The following is a 23,998-nucleotide window of genomic DNA, read 5'->3' on the forward strand; positions in this document are numbered from 1 at the left end:
CTAACATTATTTCTGACTATTGTAGTGCAGAAAATATCTGCAGTACAATCTACTTGTTAATTTTTCACTTCTTAATTATAAAGTGTTCCCGCATTTAATATCGGTGTGGCTGCTTTTTCTCCGCAAAGAACTACCATTAAATTGCTCACCATTGCCGCTTTTCTTTCATCATCAAGCTCAACGATATTGTCTTCTGAAAGCTTTTTCAACGCAAGGTCCACCATTCCTACAGCTCCTTCCACAATCTTGGTTCTTGCCGCTACAATAGCTGTTGCCTGCTGTCTCTGAAGCATAGCGCCTGCAATTTCCGAAGCATAAGCCAAATGCGAAATCCTTGCCTCCTGAATCACAATTCCTGCTTTTGAAAGACGGTCTGTAAGTTCCTGCTCCAAGATAGAATTGATTTTATCCCCACCTTCTCTCAGAGTAATAGGAGCATGATCATCTTCTAAATTATCATAAGGAAAGCTCATGGCCAAATGACGTACCGCTGCTTCACTCTGCATTTTTACAAAATCAGAATAACGTTCTACATCAAAAGCTGCTTTATAAGTATCTCCTACTTTCCATACGATGACCACCGCAATTTCAATAGGATTTCCCATTTTATCGTTTACCTTCAAAGTCTGTCCCTGTAAATTCTCAGAACGTAAAGATATCTTCTGCGATGAATACAAAGGATTGATGAAGAATAATCCGTTCTCTTTTACACTTCCTACATATTTTCCAAAAAAGTTCAGCACTCTTGAATGGTTGGGCTGAATGATCATTAAGCCTTTTAAGAAAAAGCACGAAAGAAGAAAGCAAAGCATGGCAATAACCACATAGGCTATACTTTGATCCACACCACTAACAAAAAAGTAAACTGCTGCCACAAACAAGGCAAGGCAGATGACCAATGTAATATAACCTGACATAGGTTTTAATGTTTTTTCCATAATTGAATTTTAATTTGATATTATTTTGATATCATAAAGATAGTAATCAATTTTGAATTACAAATGATAAATTTTGATTTTTTTGAATGAGGTGCGGGATATAGAATTCTGGTATTTTTAACTAACGCAAAGTTCGCGAGGTTACTTTATTAGGATGCATTATATTTTTGTTCGCAAAGCCACTCCGTTTAGCTAAGATCAATAGTTTCTTGCCGAGTGAAACGCCTTTGCGAACGACAACTCATCACCAGAATCATTGCGAACCTTAGCGTTTAGAAGAACATAAGTTCTTTACATTTTAAATAAAACACCTTCTTCTCTTGCTGAATGAAATGCCTTTGCGAACAATATTTATCATCGTAAAAATCATTGCAAACCTTTTGTGATTAAAAACTTCCAATAGTATAAATCATTAGCAAAAAAAATCCCGGAAGATAAATTCCGGGATTTTAATTGATATGTTCAATCTTTTATTTCTTCGTTAAGGCTTTAAACTTGAAATAAGAAACAGCTGATAAAAGAATCATTGTTCCTATTCCGATGTATACCCAAGCCGGTACTGGCACAGGATCTCCTGCTGCATAGGAGTGAAGTCCGCTTAAGTAATAGTTTACCCCAAAATAAGTCATTACCATTGAGCAGAATGCAAACATTGTTGCGATGTGGAATGCCCATCTGCTTCTCAATCCTGGTACCAATCTCATGTGTAATACAAAAGCATATACCATGATGGAAATGAAGGCCCAAGTTTCTTTCGGGTCCCAGCTCCAGTATCTTCCCCATGATTCGTTTGCCCAGATTCCTCCTAAGAAGTTTCCTACCGTCAGAGCAAACAATCCGATAGTTAATGACATTTCAGAAACGATTACCAATTCCTTTAATGTAGTATCGTGGTGAATTTTATAAGTTTCTTTATTAGATATAATATAGAATACCAATGAGATTACAGCAATAATCATCGACAAGGCAAAGAACCCGTAACTGGATGTAATAATGGCTACGTGAACAATTAACCAATAAGACTTCAGTACCGGAACCAGCGGTGTGATCTGAGGATCAAGAGCAGAACCTCCGTGTGCAAATCCCATCATAATAACTGCCACCATGAATCCGGCCGCAGGAATTAATGCATTGGAATTTCTATATAAAAATAAACCTGCTGTAATACCTACCCAAGAGATGAAGATAATGGCTTCATATCCGTTACTCCATGGTGCGTGTCCTGAGATATACCATCTTGCAACAAGCCCTAAGAAATGGCAAAGGTATCCTACTAAACCAACCGCGATGATTACTTTAATGATTTTATTTAAAACTTTATTGGATTTAAACAGCTCAACAAATCCTAAGATTAAAAGAAGTCCTCCAATAAGAGTATAGAAAATCAATAATTTAAAGTTAATATCTGCTTTATTCATAAAAACCTCAAGATCAACTTTAGATTTTGCAGGAACTACTGCCTTACCCCATTTCTGCTGGTATTCTGAAAGTTTTGCCAGTTCTGCATCTGCTTTGCTCCAGTCTCCGGTTTTCTGTGCGGTAAGCGCTTCAGCAAAATAAGGCCCCATCACCTGCTGAGATTCCATATCCGGCTCGAATTTTTGATCTAACCATGAATGCCATGTGTGGTTGGCATCATTTTTCACAGGAACAATTCTCATAAACTGACCGCTAAAGAACTCATTGAAGATCTGTACTCTTTCGTTTACAGCAATTACCTCTTTATCATAGTTCGTTTGTTCAGCTGGTTTTTTACGGAATGCAGTATTGTAATCATGCTCTAAAATATAGGTTAAATTACCATTGGCATCTGCCGGGAAAAGGTTCATCAATGAAGTATACCCTTCTTCATCTGCCTTTGTTTTATTTTTCAGTTCATCACCTCCTTTCGTTCCTACCTTGATCATAGGAACCATAGTCCAGCTTGGAGTATCTGTATTGATTGAAAGGAACCATTGGTTGGCAGTAAGATACTTTCCGTCTGTTCCTTTGAATTTATCTTTCTTGTATAGTTTTCTTAAAACATCCAATGCTTCAGTATTGATAGGAACAATTCTTCCTTCAAAACTTTGCACCAAAAGGTATCCGAATTTTTCGGCATGCTCTTCACTGATTTTGTTTCTTGCAATGATCTCATCCGGAGAAATAGATCTCATTTTCCCCATTGGTGTAGCCAGAGAGTTCTGCTTTGGAGCAGCGCCATCAAGCGGCTGGGCAGATGGAGCCGGAGCGTGGGTATGATTGTCACCTTCCACATGAATGTGTTCTCTGCTTCCGTCCGTAGTTCCGTGAGTTTCAATTTTCTGTGCGTTTAAACCTAAGCTCAGGAACACTAAAAGTATTGCTGCTGCTTTTGTTTTCTTTTTGTTTGCATCAATCAGCATTTTATTTAATTTCCAGAAGTGAGTTCCTTTCCAGAAGAAGATCACAAACATTCCAAAGAATAAAAGTCCATATCCGATATAAGAAATCAAAGTTCCCCAGTAGTCGTGGTTTACAGAAAGAACTGTTCCCATTCTGTCCGGATCAAAACTTGACTGGAAGAAACGGTAACCTTTATGGTTAAGAACATGGTTCATATAGATTTTATAAGGAGTTTCTTTGCCTTCGTCAATGATTTTCACATGGCTTTCATAAGCACTTGGAGATGAACTTCCAGGATAGGTTTCCATCACGAAGTCATCTAATTTCAAGGCAAAAGGAGTATTATATACTTTAGGTCCGAATCCAACCATGATGTTTAATCCGTCCATAGTAACCTGTTTGTATGCATTAGGATTTCCTTTTTCCACAGAAAGGTCTACCAACTGCTTTGTTTTTGGACCCTGAAGCTCAATCTGAAGCATATCCGGAACATTAACATCTTTCTTTCTGTCTCCTTCAATCGCCATCAGTCTTCCTTTTTTAAGACCTTCAGGCACTACAAGTTTCAGTTCGTTGATGGTATATAAACTTCTTAATGCCAAAGGCTGGAATTCATCCTTCACTGTACTTCCGGTTGCCTGAGTAGCCATGGTCATATAGCTTGCATCTACAGGAGTTTTAATGAATAATTTTCCTCCTTCATTTTTGAATTCAACCGCTCCTTCAATAGCTCTGTTGAACGTCACCAAAGTTCCGTTGATCGATTTTGTTTCGCCCGGTTTGATATAAATATTCTGTCTTCCAGTGTTTCCGGTAGATACCAAATGAAGATATTCTGCACCGTTTGGCTCAGCTACAAGGCTGTCTTTTTTTCTCTGAATGTATTCCTTGGCAAACACTTTCACTTCTTTTCCGTGGAAGTCATAAGTTGCTTTGAAATCTTTGTTCAAAGGTGACATCAGATAAGGAACGTCCTGATAATTAAGAACATCACCTTTTTCTTCAATCTGAATTTTAAAGAAATTTTTATCCGTTACAATTTCGTTGGATGTTTCACCTTCTCTGATGTGCATGGTTCCTTCAAAACTGATGTATCTTGTGATAGCACCACCGATAAAAATAAAAATAAAGGCAAGGTGAAAAATAAGAACCGGCCATTTCTCCCTTCTCCATAATCTATATCTTCCGATATTTCCTATGAAATTAAGAATGAGCAGGACCATGATCAGTTCGAACCACTTGGCCTCATAAATTAATGCTTTTGCTGTAGGAGTTCCGTAGTCGTTTTCTAAGAACGTTGCATATGCCATCGCAAATGCGTACACCAGCAACAATACAGCCATTGTTCTGGTTGAGATAAGAATATCTTGGAGCTTCTTCATGATTTATTGTACTTGACATGCAAAAATAAGCATGATAAACCATAAAGAGCTTAAAAAAAGCTGTTTTTTGTCACTTTGGCCTCTGTTTTGCTTATTTTGAAAGATTCTTAATAAGCCTGAAAAGATTAGGAAAAATTCAATTTTAAAAATCACTTCAATCCAGATTCATAATACCTATATCAGTGATTGAATTCTTCTATTTAAAAGCACAACAGTAGCAAATAAACACCTGATTTTCAATAAATAAACTTCAATTATATTACCCCGAGAAAAGAAAAAGAGCAATAAACCATTTTCTACAATAATATTTTCTTTCTGATTTTACTTAAAAACTCATGGGTAATTCCCAAATAAGAAGCAACCTGTTGCTGGGTAAGTTTCTGTTCCAGTCCCGGATATTTTCCAAGAAATTCAAGATAGCGTTTATCTGCCGTTTTACCCGTTAAAGAAAGTATTCTTATCTGCAATGCTACTGAAGACTTTTGGTTCATGATCCTGAAAAGTTTTTCTATCTGAGGCATGGTCTCATACAAAAGCTCTTTGTCTTTTTTGGAAATCATCAATACATCGCTGTCTTCAAGGGCTTCAATATTCAGAATACTCGGAACATTATTGATCAGACTGTCGATATCTGTGATCCACCATCCTTCTACCGCAAAATATAAAGTCTGTTCAAATCCGTTTTCATTCAGATAATAGATTTTAAAACAGCCATTCAGAACAAATCCTTCAAAAAGACAATAATCTCCTTCTTTGAGAACAACCTCTTTCTTTTTAAACTTTTTGTATTCAAATGGCTTTACAAACTGTTTAAAATCCTCCTGCGAAAGGAGTATATATTGACTGATATTTTTAAGAAGTAAATCGGACATTGTTTTATTTAAGCAAAATAAAGGTATCAAATTATTGATACCTTTACAAAACTATGTTATGTTAAGTTATTTTCCGTTTAAAAAATCATTGGCACTCGCTACTTGGGCATAAAGATTTCCAAGAGCAGATATTCCCGCCAAAAAAGACCTTTGAACCTCCGCAGCTTTCACCACTTCCCCATTAAGCTCCCTGTTTCTGGTGGCTGTAGCGTCTCCGATAATTGTATTATGAAAACCGTAGTCGAAAGCGGCTCTGGTAGTTGCTTCTACACAAACATCCGTCATCATTCCTGTAATTACCAGATTTTTGATTTTCTTTGACTGAAGATAGTCCATGAGATCCGTTTCCCTAAAGCTGTTGGGAAAATGCTTGGTGATTATTTTTTCATCCTCTTTAGGTAAAACCAACTGATTGATCTTGGCTCCATCCGTATCCGGAAGAAAAAAAGTGGCTCCTTCATTCGTTGAGATATGCTTGATATGAACGATAGTCAGATTATTTTTTCTGAAATATTCTAAAATCCTCTTTATATTTTCTCCGGCCTGCTCAGCCTTTTCCAATGTCATTTTTCCTCCGGGAAAATAATCATTTTGTACGTCGATAATTAATAATGCGGTGTTTTCCATTTTTTGTTTTTGTGCGTTCATTGTAATCAGTGAAATAAATATCAGACCTAAAGTCAGAATAGTTTTGAATCTGTTTTCCATGTTTGAAATTTTCTGAGACAAAATTATAGTTGTTTTAAATCCTGACCTTTGAACTAGTTCAAAAAACACCCCTGATCTTAAATAATATCAATCATAATTTTTAATATTATTATTTTTTTCATTTCTCTATATTTAGATCAGAAATTTTATTATCTTTTTTAAAGAAATGTAAATATGGATTAGTTAATATTATTTAACAGCATCAGATTTGCATAAACAAAAAAAATAGCCCTATTTTTATTTTATAATTGCGAACAATATTTTTTAATCAAATTTAAATAATCGTTGTAAAAAGCGGGATTTCCAAAATATTTTTTGGAGAAAAAAGATTCTTTTAGTGTTGAAAAAACATTAAATTTGCGACATTGATATTATGGATAAAAAGACACAAAAAAAACAGACTGAATCGCCTGAAGCAGGCAAAATTTTATCTAAGCCGCGTATTTTTTCCGGGCTTACTTTTATACTTTTATCGGTTGTTCTTGCATTCTCATTCATTTCTTATTTAATGAACTGGAAAGCAGACCAAAGCCAGGCAGGAACAATGCTGGACAAGAGTATAAAATCTTCCAATATCTTTGGCAAGGCTGGTGATTGGCTGGGGAATATTTTCATTTTCGAAAGTATTGGTATTGCTTCATTCATCATTGCATTTTTATTTCTTGTAGTCGGTACACTGATTCTTAAGAAGAAAATCTTCAAACCATGGAAAACCTTCGGGCACTCTTTATTCTTTATCTGCTGGCTTCCGATTTTTATGGGAGCACTTACGAAAGGGCAAGGTGTTTTAGGAGGAGTGTATGGATATCAGGTTATGGATTACCTTAATTCTATTATTGGAACGGTAGGCCTATGGACTGTATTAGTGTCAAGCATTCTTTTATATTTTATTCTTGAATTTAATCTTCGCCCAAGTTCTATCAAAGCAAAGCTGGATAAGATCAATGAAAATACTATTGGAAAAGTAAAATCTATGATTCCTGATTCTGATGATGATTTCGAGGCAGATGAGGAGTTGAAAGAAGAAGCTGAAGAAATTGAAGAAACAGCTGCATCCCGGGTTACGGTAAGTGATGTTACCAATAGCACTTCCAATAATTCAATCAATACTGTGAGAGAACCAGAACCTGTAAGCATTCCAAAAGGATTTCCAGAAGTTCCGGTTTCAACCGATATAGAAACTATTATGACTCCTAACCACACTTCTTTTGAAGCGGAGCCGGTAAGTTTAAATCTTTCTGCAAAACCCATTGTTCCGGTTTCTACTCCGGAAGAAGCATTTGATATCAGACCCTCTGCTCCATCTTCCGCTGTAAACACTGCACCGGCACAGGAAAATATTAAATTCAATGTAGAAATAGCTCCTGTAATTGACATTCTGGACGATTCTGAGAAGCAATCACAGGAACTTGTAGAAAAACATGGTTTATATGATCACAAGCTTGATCTGGCTAAATTCCAGATGCCGCCTGTAGAGTTACTGAAAGATTATGGCAGTGAAGAAATTTCCATCAACAAAGAAGAATTAGAAGAAAATAAAAATAAGATCGTTGGACTTCTGAAAAACTTCAACGTAGGAATTGCAGAGATTAAGGCAACCATTGGTCCAACGGTTACATTGTATGAAATTGTACCGGAAGCAGGAATCAGAGTAGCCGCGATTAAAAAACTGCAGGATGATATTGCATTGAACCTTTCCGCTTTAGGAATCAGGATTATTGCTCCAATGCCTGGAAAAGGAACAATTGGTATTGAAGTACCAAGGAAAAATCCTACAATGGTTTCTATGCGCTCTGTAATTGCTTCTCAGAAATTCCAGAATACAGATATGGATCTTCCCGTGGTTTTCGGAAAAACGATATCTAATGAAATTTTCATGGCCGATCTTTCAAAGATGCCTCACTTATTGATGGCCGGAGCAACAGGTCAGGGTAAATCTGTAGGGATTAATGCCATTCTTACTTCCCTTCTTTACAAAAAACATCCAAGCGAGCTGAAGTTCGTCATGGTGGATCCTAAAAAAGTGGAGCTTTCATTATACTCAAAAATCGAAAGACATTATTTGGCTAAACTTCCGGATGCAGAAGAAGCAATCATTACAGATACCAATAAAGTAATCAATACCCTGAACTCTCTGTGTATTGAAATGGATACCCGATATGACCTTCTTAAAAATGCTTTTTGTAAAAACTTAAAAGAATACAATAAGAAATTTGCAGAAAGAAAGTTAAACCCTGAAAACGGTCACCGCTTCTTACCTTACATCGTATTGGTCGTAGACGAGTTTGCAGATTTGATCATGACCGCAGGAAAAGAGGTTGAATTACCGATTGCCAGACTGGCACAGCTTGCCAGAGCCGTAGGAATCCACCTTATCGTAGCAACACAAAGACCGTCTGTAAATGTAATTACAGGGATGATCAAGGCCAACTTCCCTGCGAGAGCAGCCTTCAGAGTAATCTCCAGTGTAGACTCCAGAACCATTCTTGATTCTCCGGGAGCAGACCAGCTGATTGGTAAAGGAGATATGCTTTATTTCAACGGAAATGAGATCCTGAGACTTCAGTGTGCTTTCGTAGATACACCAGAAGTGGAAAGACTTGCTGAATTTATCGGAGAACAGAAAGGATATGCTTCTGCATTCTTACTTCCTGAATATGTTTCTGAAGACTCTACAAGTACAGTAGGTGCTTTTGACCCGAACGAAAAAGATGCTCTTTTTGAAGATGCAGCCAGAATTATTGTTTCCACTCAGCAGGGATCTACCTCAATGCTTCAGAGACAATTGAAACTGGGCTATAACAGAGCAGGAAGAATTATGGATCAGCTTGAAGCCAGCGGTATTGTTGGAGGCTTTAACGGAGCTAAAGCAAGAGAGGTGCTGATCAGCGATCTTCATTCTTTGGAACAGTTTTTGGAAGATCTGCGTAGTTAAGGGAAAAATTGAATGATTTAACCTTTCAAAAATTAAAATGTCTAAAGATTATTAAATAAAAAAATGAAAAATATTATTTCAAAAGTTATATTAGGAAGTTTTGTTGTAAGTGCAGTAGGTATGACCAATGCTCAGAAGATTGATGCTAAGGCTAAGAAGATATTGGATGATATTACAGCCAACTACAATTCTAAAAAGAATTCTTACTTCAAATTTTCTTTTGGAAGCGGCCTTAACGGGCAGGTTGCGAAAACAGAACCGGGTATTTATTACGTTGCGGGAGAAAAATACAAACTGAAGATTATGGATACAGAACAGATCTTCGACGGAAGCAAAATTTACAATATCAATGCAGATGATATGGAAGTAACAGTCGCTAAGCCCAACGGAAGCGGTACCATGTTCTCCCCTATCAACTACCTTACGACTTACAGAAACGATTATAATGTAACTTATAATGGTAAAAAGATGGTCAATGGTGTGAATGCTGATTTTATTAAACTTACTCCGGTAAAAGCAAATGGAATACAGTACGTATACCTTTTTGTAGATTCTGTGAAAAAGCAAATGGTAAAACTGGAACAACACGGAAATAACAAAGATGTGGCAGTAATTGCGATAAAAGAATACAAAGAAAATCAGCAGCTGGATCCTAATATGTTTGTTTTTGACAAAAATAAGTTTAAAAATTACGTAATTACAGAACTTTAAAAAGCTGAAAGTGAATTGGCAAATACGCAAATTTGCTTTTTAAGTTAAAAAATTAACAAAATATAAAAAGCCACAAGTAAACTTTGTGGCTTTTTGATTAATTTTGGCGCATGGTAAAAATACTAGACCGATATATCATAAAAACCTTCTTTGGACCGTTTTTCTTTATATTCAGCGTATTGTTTTTCATTTTTATTGTAAACATTATCTGGGTTCAGTTAGGACAGTTTATGGGAAAAGGATTAAGCTACTGGCAAATCCTCAAACTTCTTTTTTATCTGGGGGTAAACGTCATCAGTATGGTTCTCCCACTGACAATCCTCCTCGCGAGTATTATGTCATTCGGGGAATTTGGAGAACGCTATGAACTTGCTGCAATGAAAGCGGCAGGAATTCCTTTGACCAGGGTAATGACTCCTCTGCTTGGAATTTCAACAGCCCTTGCGATTATGTTGTTTTTCTTCTCCAATAATATTATCCCTGATTTTCAGAAAAAAGCCAAGAACATGCTTTTCAATATTGCCCAGACAAAACCGGCAATCAACTTTACTCCAGGACAGTTTATTGATCAGATTCCCGGGTATATGGTAAAGTTTGATAAAATATATGGGGAAAACGGAGAAAATATTGAAGGGGTTTTTGTACATAAAAAAGCCAATGCTTATGAAAATCAACAATCTGTTGTAGCAGAAAAAGGAAAGTTTGTTCCGGCAGCTAATAAAAATTTCCTGAAACTTGTACTCTATAATGGATATGTCTTTGAAGATGCCTTTGCCGGAAAAGGCGATAATGTAAGACAGAAACAACCCGATCAGGCTATTAAATTTGATACATTGGTTTCTCACTTTGACATCAGTGAAATCATTAATAAAGCAATCGAAAAAGAACAGATCACGGATGACTACCGTTTTCAGACCTATAATCAGCTTGACGGAACGATTAACAAAAACAAAAAAGACAATAAGCAGTTCTTTGACAATATCGGTTCCGAGGTTCTTAACCAGACTAATTCCGTTGTAACTTATATGGATAAGGGCAACAAGCATAAAGTAGCTCCAAAAACACAGATCAAACTGGATACCGTAAAAGGAGACAAAAAGCTGGAAATCATTTACAACTCTTACAACAGGCTGGATAATCTGAAGTCTACACTGGAGTCTAAAAAGAATGAATACAGTTCCAATGTAAAATATTTCAGCAAGGTTGTCATTTATCAGCAAAGGATTGTAGCGTATTCAGTGACCTGCATTATCTTCTTCCTGATTGGTTCCAGTTTAGGATCTATTATCAGAAAGGGAGGAATGGGACTTCCTGTAATCATCGCCATTGTGATTTTCATTATCTTTTATGTAATGAATGTAGGGGTAGAAAACATGTCCTGGAGCGGGAAAATGAATCCTTATCTTGCGGCCTGGCTTCCAAACCTGATCCTCCTTCCTTTTGGAGTGTGGATGACGTATAAAGCCCTTACAGACTCGCAATTATTTGATGCGGAAAAATACAAAGCATTATTCAAGCCTATCACCAAAAGGTTTACAAAAAGTAAAGAACATCAGAGATATCAATAATTCTGATACAGAAATAAAATGAAAGCTTCGGAGGAATTCCGGAGCTTTTTTATTACATGATAATATAAAAGAAATCTTACCTTAAAATTTTTGTATTTTTATCAAATACCAAATCATTATTATGAGAGCCTTACTTCTGACAGCGAGTCTGCTTCTTATTTTTTCCTGTAAAAATGAAAAAGACCAAACTCCCCATAAAGAATCTATTTCAAAAGATAGTTTAGTTGTGAAAAAGGATTCAGTGAAGACCAGTACTTCAGAAGATCCCATTGATCAGATTAAAAAAGAATATGCTGCTCTTCAGATCCAACTGGAGGCTAAAAAGCTAAGTCAATCAAAGTTTATTTATGATTGTAATGATGAACCTTCAGGTGAAGTTACTTTTCATTCAGATAAAAATGAGATCAAAGTGATAGAGCATTTTTATGCAGAACACAGCCATTTCTCCGGATCTGAAAAATATTTTATAAAAGATGGAAAGCCTTTCTTTATATTCAGACAGGAAACTGTATGGAATTTTGACGGCGGTACTCCGGAAAAACCTGTTACTAAAGATGATATTACAGAAACCCGTATTTATCTTCAGCATGGCAAACCCCTGAAATGCCTTGAAAAGAAATACAGTATAAAATCTGATCAAAAAGAAAAAACAGCAGATAATATTCCAAGTAAAGAAGTGCAGTGTAATGCCGATAAATTGCTTACCAACTATCAATCTCTGTTACAGCATAAAGATCAGAAAGGACAAATCAAATGTCTGTAAAAATAAAAGAGGTCTCCATTGGAAACCTCTTTTTATATTTTAAAACTAAAAATTATGCTTTATAATTTCAGCTTTTTTCATGCTCAGTTTAAAACTTGTAAACAAAGGCATTAATGTTCATTCCTGCCCCTACAGAAGCAAATAATATCACATCATCCTTCTGGATTTTATGATGTTCCAGCTCGTCGTTTAAAATCATAGTCAGCAAAGACGGAATGGTAGCCACACTACTGTTTCCCAGTTTATGAATAACCATCGGCATTATATTTTCAGGAACCGGTGTATTATACAATTGGTAAAACCTGTTAACAATAGCCTCATCCATCTTTTCATTAGCCTGATGAATAATAATTTTATTCAATTGACTGATGGAATATCCACTACTGTCCAGACATTTTTTCATAGCATCAGGAACATTTATTAAGGCAAACTCATAAATTTTTCGCCCATCCATTTTGATGTATTTTGTATCCGGACATTTATCATTGTTGTACGATTTCCCAAAATACAGATAATCTTTCTCCTCAAAGGTATAGGAAGCTGACAAATGGGCCTTTATTCCGGAGTCATCATCGTTGTTCACTTCCAGCACAGCCGCTCCTGCTCCATCAGCATAGATCATACTGTCCCTGTCATGAATATCCACTACACGGGAAAGAGTTTCCCCGCCAATCACCAAGCATCGTTTGGCAATACCGGCTTTAATAAATGCATTAGCCTGTATCACTCCTTCAATCCAGCCGGGACATCCAAAAAGGACATCGTACGCCACACAGAAGTTATTTCTGATTCCTAACAAATGCTTTACCCTTGCCGCAAGACTGGGAACCGCATCGGATTGAATTGTTCCAAAACGAACATCTCCAAAATTATGGGCAAAAATAATATAGTCTAATGTTTCAGGATCTATTCCTGCATTTTCAATGGCAGCCTTAGCTGCAATAAATCCAAGATCTGAAGTAACCTCTGTACTATGAGCATATCTTCTTTCTTCAATGCCCGTAATTTTTTTTAATTTATCTGTAATAGATGTATTATTTTCTTTTAATAATATCCCCTTTTCATTAAGAAAAATATGCTTATCAAAAAATAGATTGGTTATCATTTCAGATGGTATGTAGTTGCCTACACCAATAATCTTCGTCATCACTTTTAAAATGTTTAATTTCCTGTTTTAAGTTAAGTCTGCAGGAATAATTCTATAAATATAATGAATTAACGCAAATACTCATCAATATATTATGGAATGAGACCTCTTTACGATAAAGTTCTAAACAAAAAAACCAAATACATAGTTTAAAAGCAACAGAACAAGCTTATTTAAAAGAAAAAAAAGAGGCTTTCCATCGAAAACCTCTTTATTATTTTTCAAAAACCCTAAATTATACTTTCATAATTTCAGCTTCTTTTGTCTTAAGATGCTCATCGCAAAGCTTTACATATTTATCTGTATAATTCTGAATTTCTTCTTCCACTCCTTTTACAACATCTTCAGAAACTCCATCTAACTTTTTAAGCTCTTTCAAACCATCCTGTCTTGCGTTTCTTACAGTTACTTTAGTATTCTCAGCTTCTACTTTAGCCTGTTTTGCAAGCTCTCTTCTTCTTTCTTCTGTCAAAGGCGGAACATTAAGGATGATGTTTTCCCCATTGTTAGAAGGTGCAAAGCCTAAGTTTGAATTGATGATCGCTTTTTCAATCGCGTTGATTGCCGTTCTGTCCCAAGGTTGAATAGAGATTGTCATTGCATCCGGAACAGAAACATTCGCCACCTGGTTGATAGGAGTCATTGCTCCATAGTATTCTACCATTACATCCTGAACCATTGATGTAGAAGCACGTCCTGCTCTAATTCTTTGAAATGCGTGATCCAGGTGCTTTACAGCTGCATCCATGTCTTGTTTTACAGATTCTAATATAAGATCTAATTCTTCCATTATTATATTAAAGTTTGATAAATTACACATCTATTAATTAATCTGAATATCAATGAGTTAAAATTAAAAAAAACCTGTAAACATCAGTGTTCTTTCACTGTTTAAAACTATTTTTTACTATTCAGTGCTGCAAAAATAATAATTGTTTTTGAATAATAGGTATTTCACAGATGTATTTTGCGTACTTGTCCTTGCTTTGAAAAAAAGAAGATGGTTTTTAATGATCTTAATTGAGGAATTTCAGGTACAAATACCTATAGACTATTTTGGTTATTTCTACTTACCGGTATACCATTTTTAATGGCTTATTTTACTTTATCATTTAATGAAGTTCTCAACAGAGATTATAATATCACACAAAGGAGAATTTTATGTAAAATAATACATAATCACTTTATACACAAATTTTAAACCAAACACATTATGACAAATCCATCATTAGATGCCTATCAACAAGTTTTCGGTATGGCAGGTCTTGCCAACCGTGCCGGAGGCTATACCGGTTTTGGTATTCAATTACAGCAGCAGCTTCAGTATGACTTATCTTTTTATTTTAACAATGTTCCTCCTGTTAAAATAATGGGCCAGGAAACACCTTCAACAGCTGATTCTTCAGTTCTTCCGGTATTAGGAAGCTGGGATCTTGTCTGGGGCCCTGCCCTGATCGAAGAAAAAAATGAAAAGGGTATTTCTACAGGAGTTGCAGACAATGCATTGTATGTGGCTAAATGTGATGCTGTTGCATTTCCGGGAGGCCCTACATTACCTACTTACGTTGTGGCTATCGCAGCCACTAACCCCTCATCACTTTACGATTGGGAAACAGAAGATTTCTCAGTTTCAGAAGTGGTCAACTGGACGACTTATGATCCTTCCAATTTCGTTACAACAGCTTATAATGGTACAGACCCTTATATTTCAAAAGGTACAGCTACCGGTGTAAGTATCCTTCTCGGACTTGAAAGCCCTCATTCTGCAGCTTCCCCTAATACGACACTGCAGCAGTTTCTTGCAGGCTTAAATCCGGATCCCGGCACAGCCATTGTATTTTGCGGACACAGTCTTGCAGGAGCATTATCACCTACTCTTGCCCTTTATCTGAAAGAAAATAAAGATCTGAATGCTTTCGGTGTAACGCTTGTATATCCTACCGCCGGACCAACTCCTGGTGAGGCAGCATTTGCCAGCCTGTTCAACAGTAAATTTCCACCGTTGCCACCAGGATGGCAGCAACAATCAGGAACTTACCAAAGCTGGAATACCATGCACTGGAATGATCTGGATGTAGTACCTCATGCGTGGCCGATACCAGAATTGGGAAAAATCGCAACTATATATGGCCAGGCTCCTACAAATTTGACGGCCTCCATATTAAACGCTTTACAAAAGATGGCTATCGATGATTCTTCAAAATCAGGAGCCAGCTATACAAGAATACAAAACCAATCGCTTCCAGGTCAACTGCAACACTCAAGCAGTTCCTCGATTAGCATCACAACACCTCCTGAAACTTTGCAAGACTATATGCTTCAGCTATCAGTACAGCATGTAGGCATGTATAATGGTATTCCTGCAACCGGATCTGATCCTCAGGTAAATGGTCTTATTTTACAACAGCCATTACCCAAACCTGATGTTGTGAAACTGGTACCGGGAGTAACTGCTGTCACCGAACTTGAGATGATCATGAAAATAATAAATCAGATCATTGAATGGGTTTTCTCCCATTACACGTTGGTTGAAAAGGAAAATGCCACGCAAAATGTTGAGGCAAATCAATAAATATTAAAACCAATATAAAACAAAAACACCTGCCATAATAATTATGACAGGTGTTCTTATATTTTTTAGTTCTAGGATTGATTATAAATTAACCAAAGTACCTACATTCTCTCCGTCTACAATTTTTGACAGGTTACCATCTTTATTCATATCGAATACAATAATTGGCAATTTGTTTTCGTGGCTCAAGGTAAAGGCAGTCATATCCATTACCTTAAGGTTTTTTTCAAATACTTCATCGAAAGATAATGAATTGTATTTTACAGCATCAGCATTTTTTTCAGGATCGCTGTCATAGATTCCGTCTACTCTTGTTCCTTTTAAGATCACATCAGCTCCAATTTCGATTGCTCTTAGAGTAGCCGCTGTATCTGTAGTAAAATAAGGGTTTCCTGTACCTGCTCCGAAGATTACGACTCTTCCTTTTTCAAGGTGTCTTACAGCTCTTCTTTTGATGAAAGGTTCAGCTACTTTATCCATTTCGATAGCAGACTGAAGTCTTGTCTTTATTCCTGCATCTTCCAATGCTCCCTGCAACGCCATTCCGTTAATTACAGTTGCCAGCATTCCCATATAGTCTCCCTGTACCCTGTCCATACCTTTTGCAGCTCCTGCAACACCACGGAAAATATTTCCTCCTCCAATGACGATCGCAACTTCACAGCCTTTTTCGACTACTCTCTTAATCTCAACGGCATATTCCTGCAGTCTTTCGGTGTCAATACCATATTGTCTGTTTCCCATTAAGGCCTCACCGCTTAGTTTCAGAAGGATTCTTTTATATTTCATCTTTTATTTTTAGTAACTTTTTATTAGTATGGGTTTCCCCTGAATTTGATTTTGCAAATATAATCATTAAAGATATTGATGAAAGAAAAATATTTAAATAGAAATAATGTAAGAAATATTTTGAAAAGTACGAAAAAGGATTATTTTTGCATTAATTATAAATTGAGTTGAAGAAAATTATCATTTTTTCATTATTTCTATCAGGAATTGTTTCTTATGCGCAAACAGGAACAAATGTTTATCCGTTCTTAAATGTACCTGTATCTGCAAGACAGGCTGCTTTGGGTGGTGATGCAATTTCGATAAGAGATTATGATGTTTCCTTTGCTATTGCAAACCCTGCCCTGTTAAATAGAGATTCTGACAAACAGCTTTCTGTAAACGCAACAGCTTATCTTGCCGATTCAAAATACGGAACTATTGCTTATGCCAAAGACTTTGAGAATGGCCATATGGCTACCATCAACGCCAGGTATATGAGCTATGGAAGTACACCGAGAACGGACGAAAGCGGTTTCGAAAACGGAGAATTCAAGGCTTCGGATGTAGCCATTGGCGCAGGTTATGCCTACCAGTTTGAAGAAGACTGGACGATTGGTGGAGGGCTTAATTTCGTTACCTCAAAAATTGACAACTATACTTCTTCCGCAATTTCAGGAACAGCGGGAGTTACCTATCATAATAAAAAGAACAAAGAAGTAGTTTCTCTTGTGATGAGAAATTTTGGTTTTCAGCTGAAGTCATTCAATGGAACAAGAGAGAATCTTCCTTTCAGAATTGATCTTGGGTATACCAAAATAATCAAGAACTTCCCTCTTGCAATTACCATTACGGCGCACGATCTTCAGAAGTTTGATATTTCTTCAGAATATAACCTGGACGGACAGAAAGTGAATGCCGGCAGAAAAATAGCAGATCACTTTTCATTGGGAGCTGAATTGTTTCCGGAAAAGAACTTCAACATCCGATTGGGATATAATGTAAAAAGAGGAAATGAGCTGGCGGTTGCAGATCAAAGAAACTTCTCAGGACTTTCTGCAGGATTTGGAGTAAAAGTTTCCAGATTCCGCATAGATTATGCTCATGTAAGATATCACAACTCTTCCAATGTCAATCAGATAGGAATTTCCATGGACCTTTCCAGCCACAGAGGAGAGTAATCTTTTCGGCTGAAATTTTCTTAATTATTCTGAAATTTTCTTACTTCCTCTTGATTTTTAAGAAAAAATCTTGAAATTTGCAGTATGAAAAAACCTGTAATTGCTATCGATGGGTACTCGTCTACCGGAAAAAGTTCTATCTCTAAAATCATTGCAGATAAACTGGGACTTATTCATATGGACACAGGAGCTCTTTACCGAGGAGTTACCTGGTATGCATTGCAGCATTGTCTGGACGAAAATGGAGGAATTGATCTGAATACATTATTCTCTTCCTTAGACCAGATCCGCCTTGAGTTTAAAAACAACGACGGAACACTTATCCTTTTCCTTAATAACACGGATATCTCCAAAGAAATCCGTACCAATATAGTATCCGACAATGTAAGCCTTGTTGCCAAACAAAAAGAAGTAAGAGACTTTTTGCTTCAGTCACAGCGCACTTTGGCAGAAAAAGGAGGTGTCATTATGGACGGACGTGACATTGGGACAGTAGTTCTGCCAAATGCGGACTATAAATTCTTTCTTACTGCCAGTATTGATGAAAGAACCAGCAGAAGGTTCCTGGAACTGCAAGGCATGGGAATTGAAGCAGATAAAGAGCAGGTAAAGCAGAACCTTATAGAGCGTGATAAGATTGACAGCGAGCGCGAAATAGCCCCTTTGAAGCAGGCTGAAGACGCTATCGTTATTGATAACTCAGAATTGACCAAAGAAGAAACTATTGAACTTATTTTATCTCACATCGAAAAGATTTAACAATTTTTAATAGGCCACAAGCCCCCTTTGGTATACAAATTGTAAGTTTTATTACTGTAAAAACTAATCTATTATTAATTATTAAAAAACTTAAAATGTCTAGAAAAGGAAATAATACAGCAGGTATATTGGCAGGACTTCTTGCAGGTGCTGCGGCAGGTGTAATCTTAGGAATGCTTTATGCACCGGAAGAAGGTAAAGAAACCAGAAAAAAAATAAAGGATAAGGCAAATGATCTTAAAGATCAGGCTAAAAATAAATACGGAGAGGTTTCTGAAAAAGTAAAAGACCAATATGGCAATATTTCTTCTACTTTCAAAGAAACTGCAAACAGCGTAGCACATACTGTGAAAGACGGATATGACAAATATAAAGATCAGATTGTTTCTAAAACTGCAGATTTGGCAAAAGATGTAGAAGCAGAACTGAATGATCTGAAAAAATAAGTAATTTATCTTTTTTAAGTAAATTACAGAAAGGAACTTTTGTGCAAAAGTTCCTTTTTTTGTAACTTTAAAAAAAAACAATGATAGAAACTATTAAAGAATACGCCTCCAAGAGAATAGATCTTCTGAAAATTGAAGCGACTGAAAAGTCGTCCCTTTCTGCCGGGCTCATTACTTACTTTGTAGTACTGCTTGTTGCTTTTGCTTTTTTTATTATCCTTTTCAATTTTGGAATCGCTTTCCTTATTGGAAAAGCACTGGATAATTACTCTTACGGATTCTTAATTGTTGCTGCATTCTATGCACTGGTAATGGCATTTGTTGTTGCCTTCAAAACGAAGATCGTAAATGCTGTTGCAGATCAGGTTATTAAATTTTTAAATCATTAAACTATGGGCAGAAAATACGAGAGCATAGAAGAATTAAGAAGAAAGAAAAAACTGCTTCAAGGTGAAATAAATGATCTGGAGAATCTTCTTACCTTCAAAAACACAAAGGAAAGCCTAAGTGCATTTACCAATGGATTAAGCGACCAATATCTTCAGGAAAAGATAGATGAAGACGGTGATGAAAAAGTGGTTCTGAGAAAGGACATCATTGCCAAACAGCTTACCTCAGAAGTAAAAGATCTGTTGATTAACAAAAATACAGCTGTAGGAATTGCAAGCTCTGCTTTCAAAGGAGGGAATATTACAGACAGTCTTGTTAAACTAGGGGTTACCGCTATCGTAGGAAACTACGCCAAAAAGAATATGAAAAGCTCCAACTGGAAGAAAAAACTGATTGGTGCAGCATTAATCTACCTCGCTCCTATAGCGTTGAAGTATGTCAGAAAAAAGATGGAAGTATATCAGAAAAATAAAAGTGTTTCCAGTATGGAACAATTGATATAAGGAATTAGGGCTTAGGATTTAGAAAATAATGTTATATTTTCACTCCCTAAGCCCTAATTTCTAAGTTTTATTTTGAAAATAACTGTCCTAAAATAATCCCGGCAGCCATGGATACATTCAGGCTTTCTGTAGACTGGGATTTTCCAAATCTCGGGATGCTGATACTTTTTTGTAAAAGTTTTTCAGTTTCCGGTCTCATTCCATTCCCTTCATTTCCTAAGATCAGATTGATCTTTTCAGGTTTTTCAAATGTATAAATGTTCTCCCCTTCCATATCCGTTCCGATATTTACATTTTCTGTTGCAGAAAGATATTCCACAAGATCAGTATACACAACATTAACTCTGGTAAAAGAACCCATAGTAGCCTGAATCACTTTCGGATTGTAGACATCTACGGTATCTTCACTGCAGATAACCTGTTCTATTCCGAACCAGTCTGCCAGCCGTATAATGGTTCCTAAATTTCCTGGATCCTGTATTCCATCCAAAACCAGCTGTATATTCTTATCCGCCCATTTTTCTTCCTCAGCAAGATAACATACCGCTACGGAATCTTTTGGTGTTTTAAGAAAACTAATTTTTTTTAATTCATTTTCAGAGATATGAGTAACAGGAATATCAGTACGGTCCAATTTTTGTGGATCGGTTGATAATATTTCTTTAACTTTAAAGTTAGAATTAAAAAGTTCACAAATGATTTTATTACCTTCAACCAAAAACAAATTGTATTTTTGTCTGAACTTCTTTTTATCTAAAGACTGTAAAATTTTTATTGTATGAGCTGTAAGCATTATAAGAATTCTCCTCAAAAATATTATAAAATTATCTCATTTGCAACATTTGTTGGTCTCCTTTATGCTTGTAGTACAACAAAAAAAGTTCCTGAAGGCGAATATCTGCTTACCAAGAACACATTAGGGTTCGAGGATAAGAAAGAATTTTTCGATGAGGAACTCAAAGATTATATTCAGCAAAAGCCTAATAAAAAGCAATTTCTTTTCATGCCATTAAGTCTTCTTCTGTACAATATGGCTGACACGAAATACGATACGATACTTAATGAATATATGACCTATCCCGGAGAAATGAGAAATCAGAAACTGAGAGACTCTTTATTCCTTAAATATAATATGAAAAGCAGTGTTGGAAAAAGCCTGCTGTTCGATCGTTTATTGCATAATTGGGGAACACCGCCAGTGATTCTTGATCAGACCAGAAGTGAAAAAAGTGCTGAATCTATTAAAAAAAGACTTACTTACAGAGGATACTGGGATGCGGATGTAACGTTTAAACATACCCTGGATTCCGCTGCTAAAAAAGCCGCTGTTAATTATTCCATTAAGCATAACGACCCTACCCGGATCAAGGATTATTTTTACAATATTCCGGATCAGGGGATCAAAGGTTACTACAACTATAATTTGAACAGAAGTCTTATAAGATCCGGACAGATTCTTGATCAGACTGTTCTTGAAAGAGAAGTCACCCGAATTACTGATCTGATGAGAGAGTTTGGGTTCTATAGATTCAATGCCTCCAATGATGAGGTTTATTTTGTAGCTGACTCTCTCAAAAGCAGAAAACAGGTTCCTTTGACACTGGAAATTCACAAAGATTCTCTGGATACTCCGTATAAAATCTCAACTTTCGGAAATATAGATGTTGCGATTGTTGATGAACCGGGTGATTACCCTAAAAACACCAAAAAAGACAGCTTAAGGAGAATAAGATTTCATACGATGAATGATAAATATAAACTTTCATCCATATGGAGAGCTATTATTCCGGACAGTAAAAAAGTTTTCGACCAGACTAAACTTGACGTAACGAAGAGAAACCTTTTGGCGATGAACAATTTCAGCATCGTTAAGGCAAGAGATTCCCTGAGACAAGGAGGAATGGCATCACCTAACGACAGTATTGTTGATGTTTTATATGTACTGAAACCTCTTCCAAAGTATGAATTTAAACTGGGAACAGATATCAATTACTCTCAGCTCTTAAATCTCGGTATCTCTCCTTCCGTAGACCTTACTACCCGAAATGTTTTCAGGGGGGCAGAAAACCTTTCCACGAGTCTTTCAGGAACATTTGGATCTATCAGAAGTACAAAGGATATTGATAAAAGAGTTGCCGCCTATGAAATATCAGCTCAGGCATCTTTGAATTTCCCAAGGCTTTTGCTTCCATTTAATTATTATAAATTTATCCCTAAACGATATACGCCTACTTCATCTATTCTGTTGGGGGCGTCCATACAGAACAACATCGGTTTGGGAAGAATTATTTTTAATACAGGACTGAATTATCAGGCAAGTGTTAATGATCAGGTATACCATAAGCTTACTTTATTCAATACTCAGGTCAGTTTAACCAAAAATAAAGATGCTTATTACGACTACTTTGTCAATGACAGAAGAGTAAAAGATGAAGTTTTCGGGAATTATTTTATGTTTAACCCGCAAACTGCACAAACTGGTCAGGATTATAAAGATGGAAAACTAAGCGTAGATGAAGTTTCTAAAGAAATTATCGAGAACGATGCTTACCGTGGAAGTCTGAATCAGCAGGGAACAGATCTTTTAACGGCATTTACCGGAACATTGGTCAACAAAGACAGACAAACGCAGGATGTTCTTATTTCTTCCATGATCTATAACTTTGTATACAGTGAAATTGGGAAAAAGGAATATCCAAACGCATTTTATTTTAATGGGAAAGTTGAGCTTGCAGGAAACATTTTAAGCTTATTCAATAAAAAAGATAACGACGGAGGTGTTGTTACCGGTCCTCAAAAAACCATTTTCGGACTGCCATATGCACAGTTTATAAAATTTGATATTGATGCCAGAAAATATTTCAAATTCAATGGAAACCAGACATTGGTACTTCGCCAGTTTATCGGGGTTGGAATACCGTATGGAAATTCTCAGGATATGCCAATCATCAAATCATATTTCAATGGAGGTTCCAACGATATCAGAGCATGGGTAGCATTCGGAGGATTAGGTCCTGCAGATTCTCAAGTGGATGAAAGAGTACGTACTTATATGACAGACAATTTAAAGCTTACCACCAATATTGAATACCGAATTCCGTTCAATAAAACCTATGAGGGTGCTTTATTTACAGATATAGGAAATACATGGAGTCTTCGTAATTATAATGACGGATATGGAGATGAATTTAAATTTAATAAGTTCCTGAAGCAGGTAGGTATCGGAAGTGGATTTGGATTAAGATTGAATATCGCGTATGTAACGGCCAGAATTGACCTTGCTTACAAGATCTATGACCCGAATAAACCTGATGGAGACCGATGGAGATTCAAATATTTCCAGCCTTTTAAACCCACTGTTAATATCGCGTTCGGATATCCTTTCTAATCCGGAGAAACGCCTAAAATAAAATAGACTACAGCAATCACACGGGCGAGGATTTCCCTCGTCTGGTTTCTGTAGAAGCTTTCAGATTTTGTGACATCCTGAGCATCAAATCCCAAAGCATTCATATCATTGTTTCTTGCAAAAAACAAAGCCCTCAGGTTGTGATATCCCTGAGATACAATGATGACATTTTTCTTTTTATAAACATCCTTACAACGGAGAATACTTTTATAGGTATTGAAACCTTTCGGGTCTTCCATAATAATATCTTCCGGAACACCTTCCAGATAAACCAGATAATTTTTCATTGCTCTCGGTTCATTGTACCCTGTACTCTTCTCCCCGCTCACTATAATTTTCTTGATTTTCCCATGGTGGTAAAGAAGAGCTACAGCATCCATTCTTTTCGTAAAATAGGGATTAGATTTTCCGGATCTCATTTTCGGAGATGTCCCCAGGACCAATGCGACCTCTCTTGGTGGGATTTTTGAGATTTTGGTATAGGTTCTCCCGTTGGTAAGCCCGAAAACCCATACATTACAGAAACATATCATCAGAATTCCCAATTCCAATGATATAAAACCCAGGTTAAATATGTTCCTA

Annotated in this window: 20 protein-coding genes; 11 read left to right on the forward strand and 9 right to left on the reverse strand. The window is 36.4% G+C overall.

Annotated elements, in window-relative coordinates; all coding sequences use genetic code 11:
* Window positions 1-71: 71 nt before the first annotated feature.
* From ACPF63_RS10075 to ACPF63_RS10090, 4 genes are all read right to left on the reverse strand, one after another.
* Window positions 72-938 carry an SPFH domain-containing protein gene (locus ACPF63_RS10075; protein ID WP_077417745.1) on the reverse strand — a complete coding sequence of 289 codons (867 nt, stop codon included), beginning with the start codon at window positions 936-938 and terminating at the stop codon, window positions 72-74.
* A gap of 470 nt (window positions 939-1,408) precedes the next feature.
* The gene (gene ccsA, locus ACPF63_RS10080; protein ID WP_426482902.1) at window positions 1,409-4,684 is read right to left on the reverse strand and encodes a cytochrome c biogenesis protein CcsA; all 3,276 of its coding nucleotides are present in this window, start codon (window positions 4,682-4,684) and stop codon (window positions 1,409-1,411) included.
* 296 nt (window positions 4,685-4,980) lie between these two features.
* Window positions 4,981-5,556 (reverse strand): Crp/Fnr family transcriptional regulator, encoded by a 576-nt coding sequence (locus tag ACPF63_RS10085; protein WP_426482903.1) that lies wholly within the window; start codon window positions 5,554-5,556, stop codon window positions 4,981-4,983.
* 66 nt (window positions 5,557-5,622) lie between these two features.
* Complete coding sequence (locus tag ACPF63_RS10090) at window positions 5,623-6,264, reverse strand: cysteine hydrolase family protein (protein ID WP_426482904.1); 642 nt, start codon at window positions 6,262-6,264, stop codon at window positions 5,623-5,625.
* A gap of 373 nt (window positions 6,265-6,637) precedes the next feature.
* Here ACPF63_RS10090 and ACPF63_RS10095 point away from each other — a divergent pair, with 373 nt between their 5' ends.
* From ACPF63_RS10095 to ACPF63_RS10110, 4 genes are all read left to right on the forward strand, one after another.
* A complete protein-coding gene (locus tag ACPF63_RS10095) occupies window positions 6,638-9,199 on the forward strand; it encodes a DNA translocase FtsK 4TM domain-containing protein (protein ID WP_426482905.1) in 2,562 nt (853 codons plus the stop codon).
* 63 nt (window positions 9,200-9,262) lie between these two features.
* Window positions 9,263-9,910: a LolA family protein gene (locus ACPF63_RS10100; RefSeq protein WP_426482906.1), complete on the forward strand. Its 648-nt coding sequence runs from the start codon at window positions 9,263-9,265 to the stop codon at window positions 9,908-9,910.
* Window positions 9,911-10,020: 110 nt separating this feature from the next.
* Window positions 10,021-11,478, forward strand: coding sequence for an LptF/LptG family permease (locus tag ACPF63_RS10105; protein WP_426482907.1), 1,458 nt, complete (start codon window positions 10,021-10,023; stop codon window positions 11,476-11,478).
* Window positions 11,479-11,599: 121 nt separating this feature from the next.
* Window positions 11,600-12,241: a hypothetical protein gene (locus ACPF63_RS10110; RefSeq protein ID WP_426482908.1), complete on the forward strand. Its 642-nt coding sequence runs from the start codon at window positions 11,600-11,602 to the stop codon at window positions 12,239-12,241.
* A gap of 88 nt (window positions 12,242-12,329) precedes the next feature.
* Here the strand turns inward: ACPF63_RS10110 and ACPF63_RS10115 are convergent, their stop codons facing one another.
* Together ACPF63_RS10115 and frr are read right to left on the reverse strand one after the other, a co-directional pair.
* Window positions 12,330-13,391, reverse strand: a complete 1,062-nt coding sequence (locus ACPF63_RS10115) for a 3-oxoacyl-ACP synthase III family protein (RefSeq protein WP_426482909.1) — start codon at window positions 13,389-13,391, stop codon at window positions 12,330-12,332.
* A 232-nt stretch (window positions 13,392-13,623) separates the two neighbouring features.
* Window positions 13,624-14,178 (reverse strand): ribosome recycling factor, encoded by a 555-nt coding sequence (frr, locus tag ACPF63_RS10120; RefSeq protein ID WP_426482910.1) that lies wholly within the window; start codon window positions 14,176-14,178, stop codon window positions 13,624-13,626.
* 423 nt (window positions 14,179-14,601) lie between these two features.
* Between frr and ACPF63_RS10125 the strand changes: the two genes are divergently transcribed.
* Window positions 14,602-15,960: a lipase family protein gene (locus ACPF63_RS10125; protein WP_426482911.1), complete on the forward strand. Its 1,359-nt coding sequence runs from the start codon at window positions 14,602-14,604 to the stop codon at window positions 15,958-15,960.
* Window positions 15,961-16,041: 81 nt separating this feature from the next.
* Here the strand turns inward: ACPF63_RS10125 and pyrH are convergent, their stop codons facing one another.
* A complete protein-coding gene (gene pyrH, locus ACPF63_RS10130) occupies window positions 16,042-16,749 on the reverse strand; it encodes a UMP kinase (protein ID WP_077417767.1) in 708 nt (235 codons plus the stop codon).
* Window positions 16,750-16,916: 167 nt separating this feature from the next.
* On the opposite strand from pyrH, the gene porQ reads away from it, so the two are divergent.
* The 5 genes from porQ (at window position 16,917) to ACPF63_RS10155 (ending at window position 20,007) form a co-directional block, all read left to right on the forward strand.
* On the forward strand, window positions 16,917-17,909 hold the full coding sequence (porQ, locus tag ACPF63_RS10135; protein WP_077417769.1) for a type IX secretion system protein PorQ: 993 nt from the start codon (window positions 16,917-16,919) through the stop codon (window positions 17,907-17,909).
* A gap of 84 nt (window positions 17,910-17,993) precedes the next feature.
* A complete protein-coding gene (cmk, locus tag ACPF63_RS10140) occupies window positions 17,994-18,668 on the forward strand; it encodes a (d)CMP kinase (protein WP_426482912.1) in 675 nt (224 codons plus the stop codon).
* Window positions 18,669-18,763: 95 nt separating this feature from the next.
* Window positions 18,764-19,114 carry a YtxH domain-containing protein gene (locus ACPF63_RS10145; protein WP_047384732.1) on the forward strand — a complete coding sequence of 117 codons (351 nt, stop codon included), beginning with the start codon at window positions 18,764-18,766 and terminating at the stop codon, window positions 19,112-19,114.
* An 80-nt stretch (window positions 19,115-19,194) separates the two neighbouring features.
* The gene (locus tag ACPF63_RS10150; RefSeq protein ID WP_077417773.1) at window positions 19,195-19,503 is read left to right on the forward strand and encodes a phage holin family protein; all 309 of its coding nucleotides are present in this window, start codon (window positions 19,195-19,197) and stop codon (window positions 19,501-19,503) included.
* Between the two features lie 3 nt (window positions 19,504-19,506).
* Entirely contained in the window at window positions 19,507-20,007 is a 501-nt protein-coding gene (locus tag ACPF63_RS10155; RefSeq protein WP_426482913.1) for a phosphoribosyl-ATP pyrophosphatase, read from the forward strand.
* A 67-nt stretch (window positions 20,008-20,074) separates the two neighbouring features.
* Here the strand turns inward: ACPF63_RS10155 and ACPF63_RS10160 are convergent, their stop codons facing one another.
* The gene (locus ACPF63_RS10160; protein WP_426482914.1) at window positions 20,075-20,800 is read right to left on the reverse strand and encodes a TrmH family RNA methyltransferase; all 726 of its coding nucleotides are present in this window, start codon (window positions 20,798-20,800) and stop codon (window positions 20,075-20,077) included.
* Between ACPF63_RS10160 and ACPF63_RS10165 the strand changes: the two genes are divergently transcribed.
* On the forward strand, window positions 20,786-23,395 hold the full coding sequence (locus tag ACPF63_RS10165) for a BamA/TamA family outer membrane protein (RefSeq protein ID WP_077417779.1): 2,610 nt from the start codon (window positions 20,786-20,788) through the stop codon (window positions 23,393-23,395). The genes ACPF63_RS10160 and ACPF63_RS10165 overlap by 15 nt on opposite strands.
* On the opposite strand, the gene ACPF63_RS10170 is transcribed toward ACPF63_RS10165, so the two are convergent.
* On the reverse strand, window positions 23,392-23,949 hold the full coding sequence (locus ACPF63_RS10170) for a SanA/YdcF family protein (protein WP_410493603.1): 558 nt from the start codon (window positions 23,947-23,949) through the stop codon (window positions 23,392-23,394). The two genes, ACPF63_RS10165 and ACPF63_RS10170, sit on opposite strands and share 4 nt — an antisense overlap.
* Window positions 23,950-23,998: the final 49 nt, after the last annotated feature.

Origin of the sequence: Chryseobacterium sp. R2ACT005, from assembly GCF_049949215.1 — a bacterium.
Lineage (GTDB): Bacteria > Bacteroidota > Bacteroidia > Flavobacteriales > Weeksellaceae > Chryseobacterium.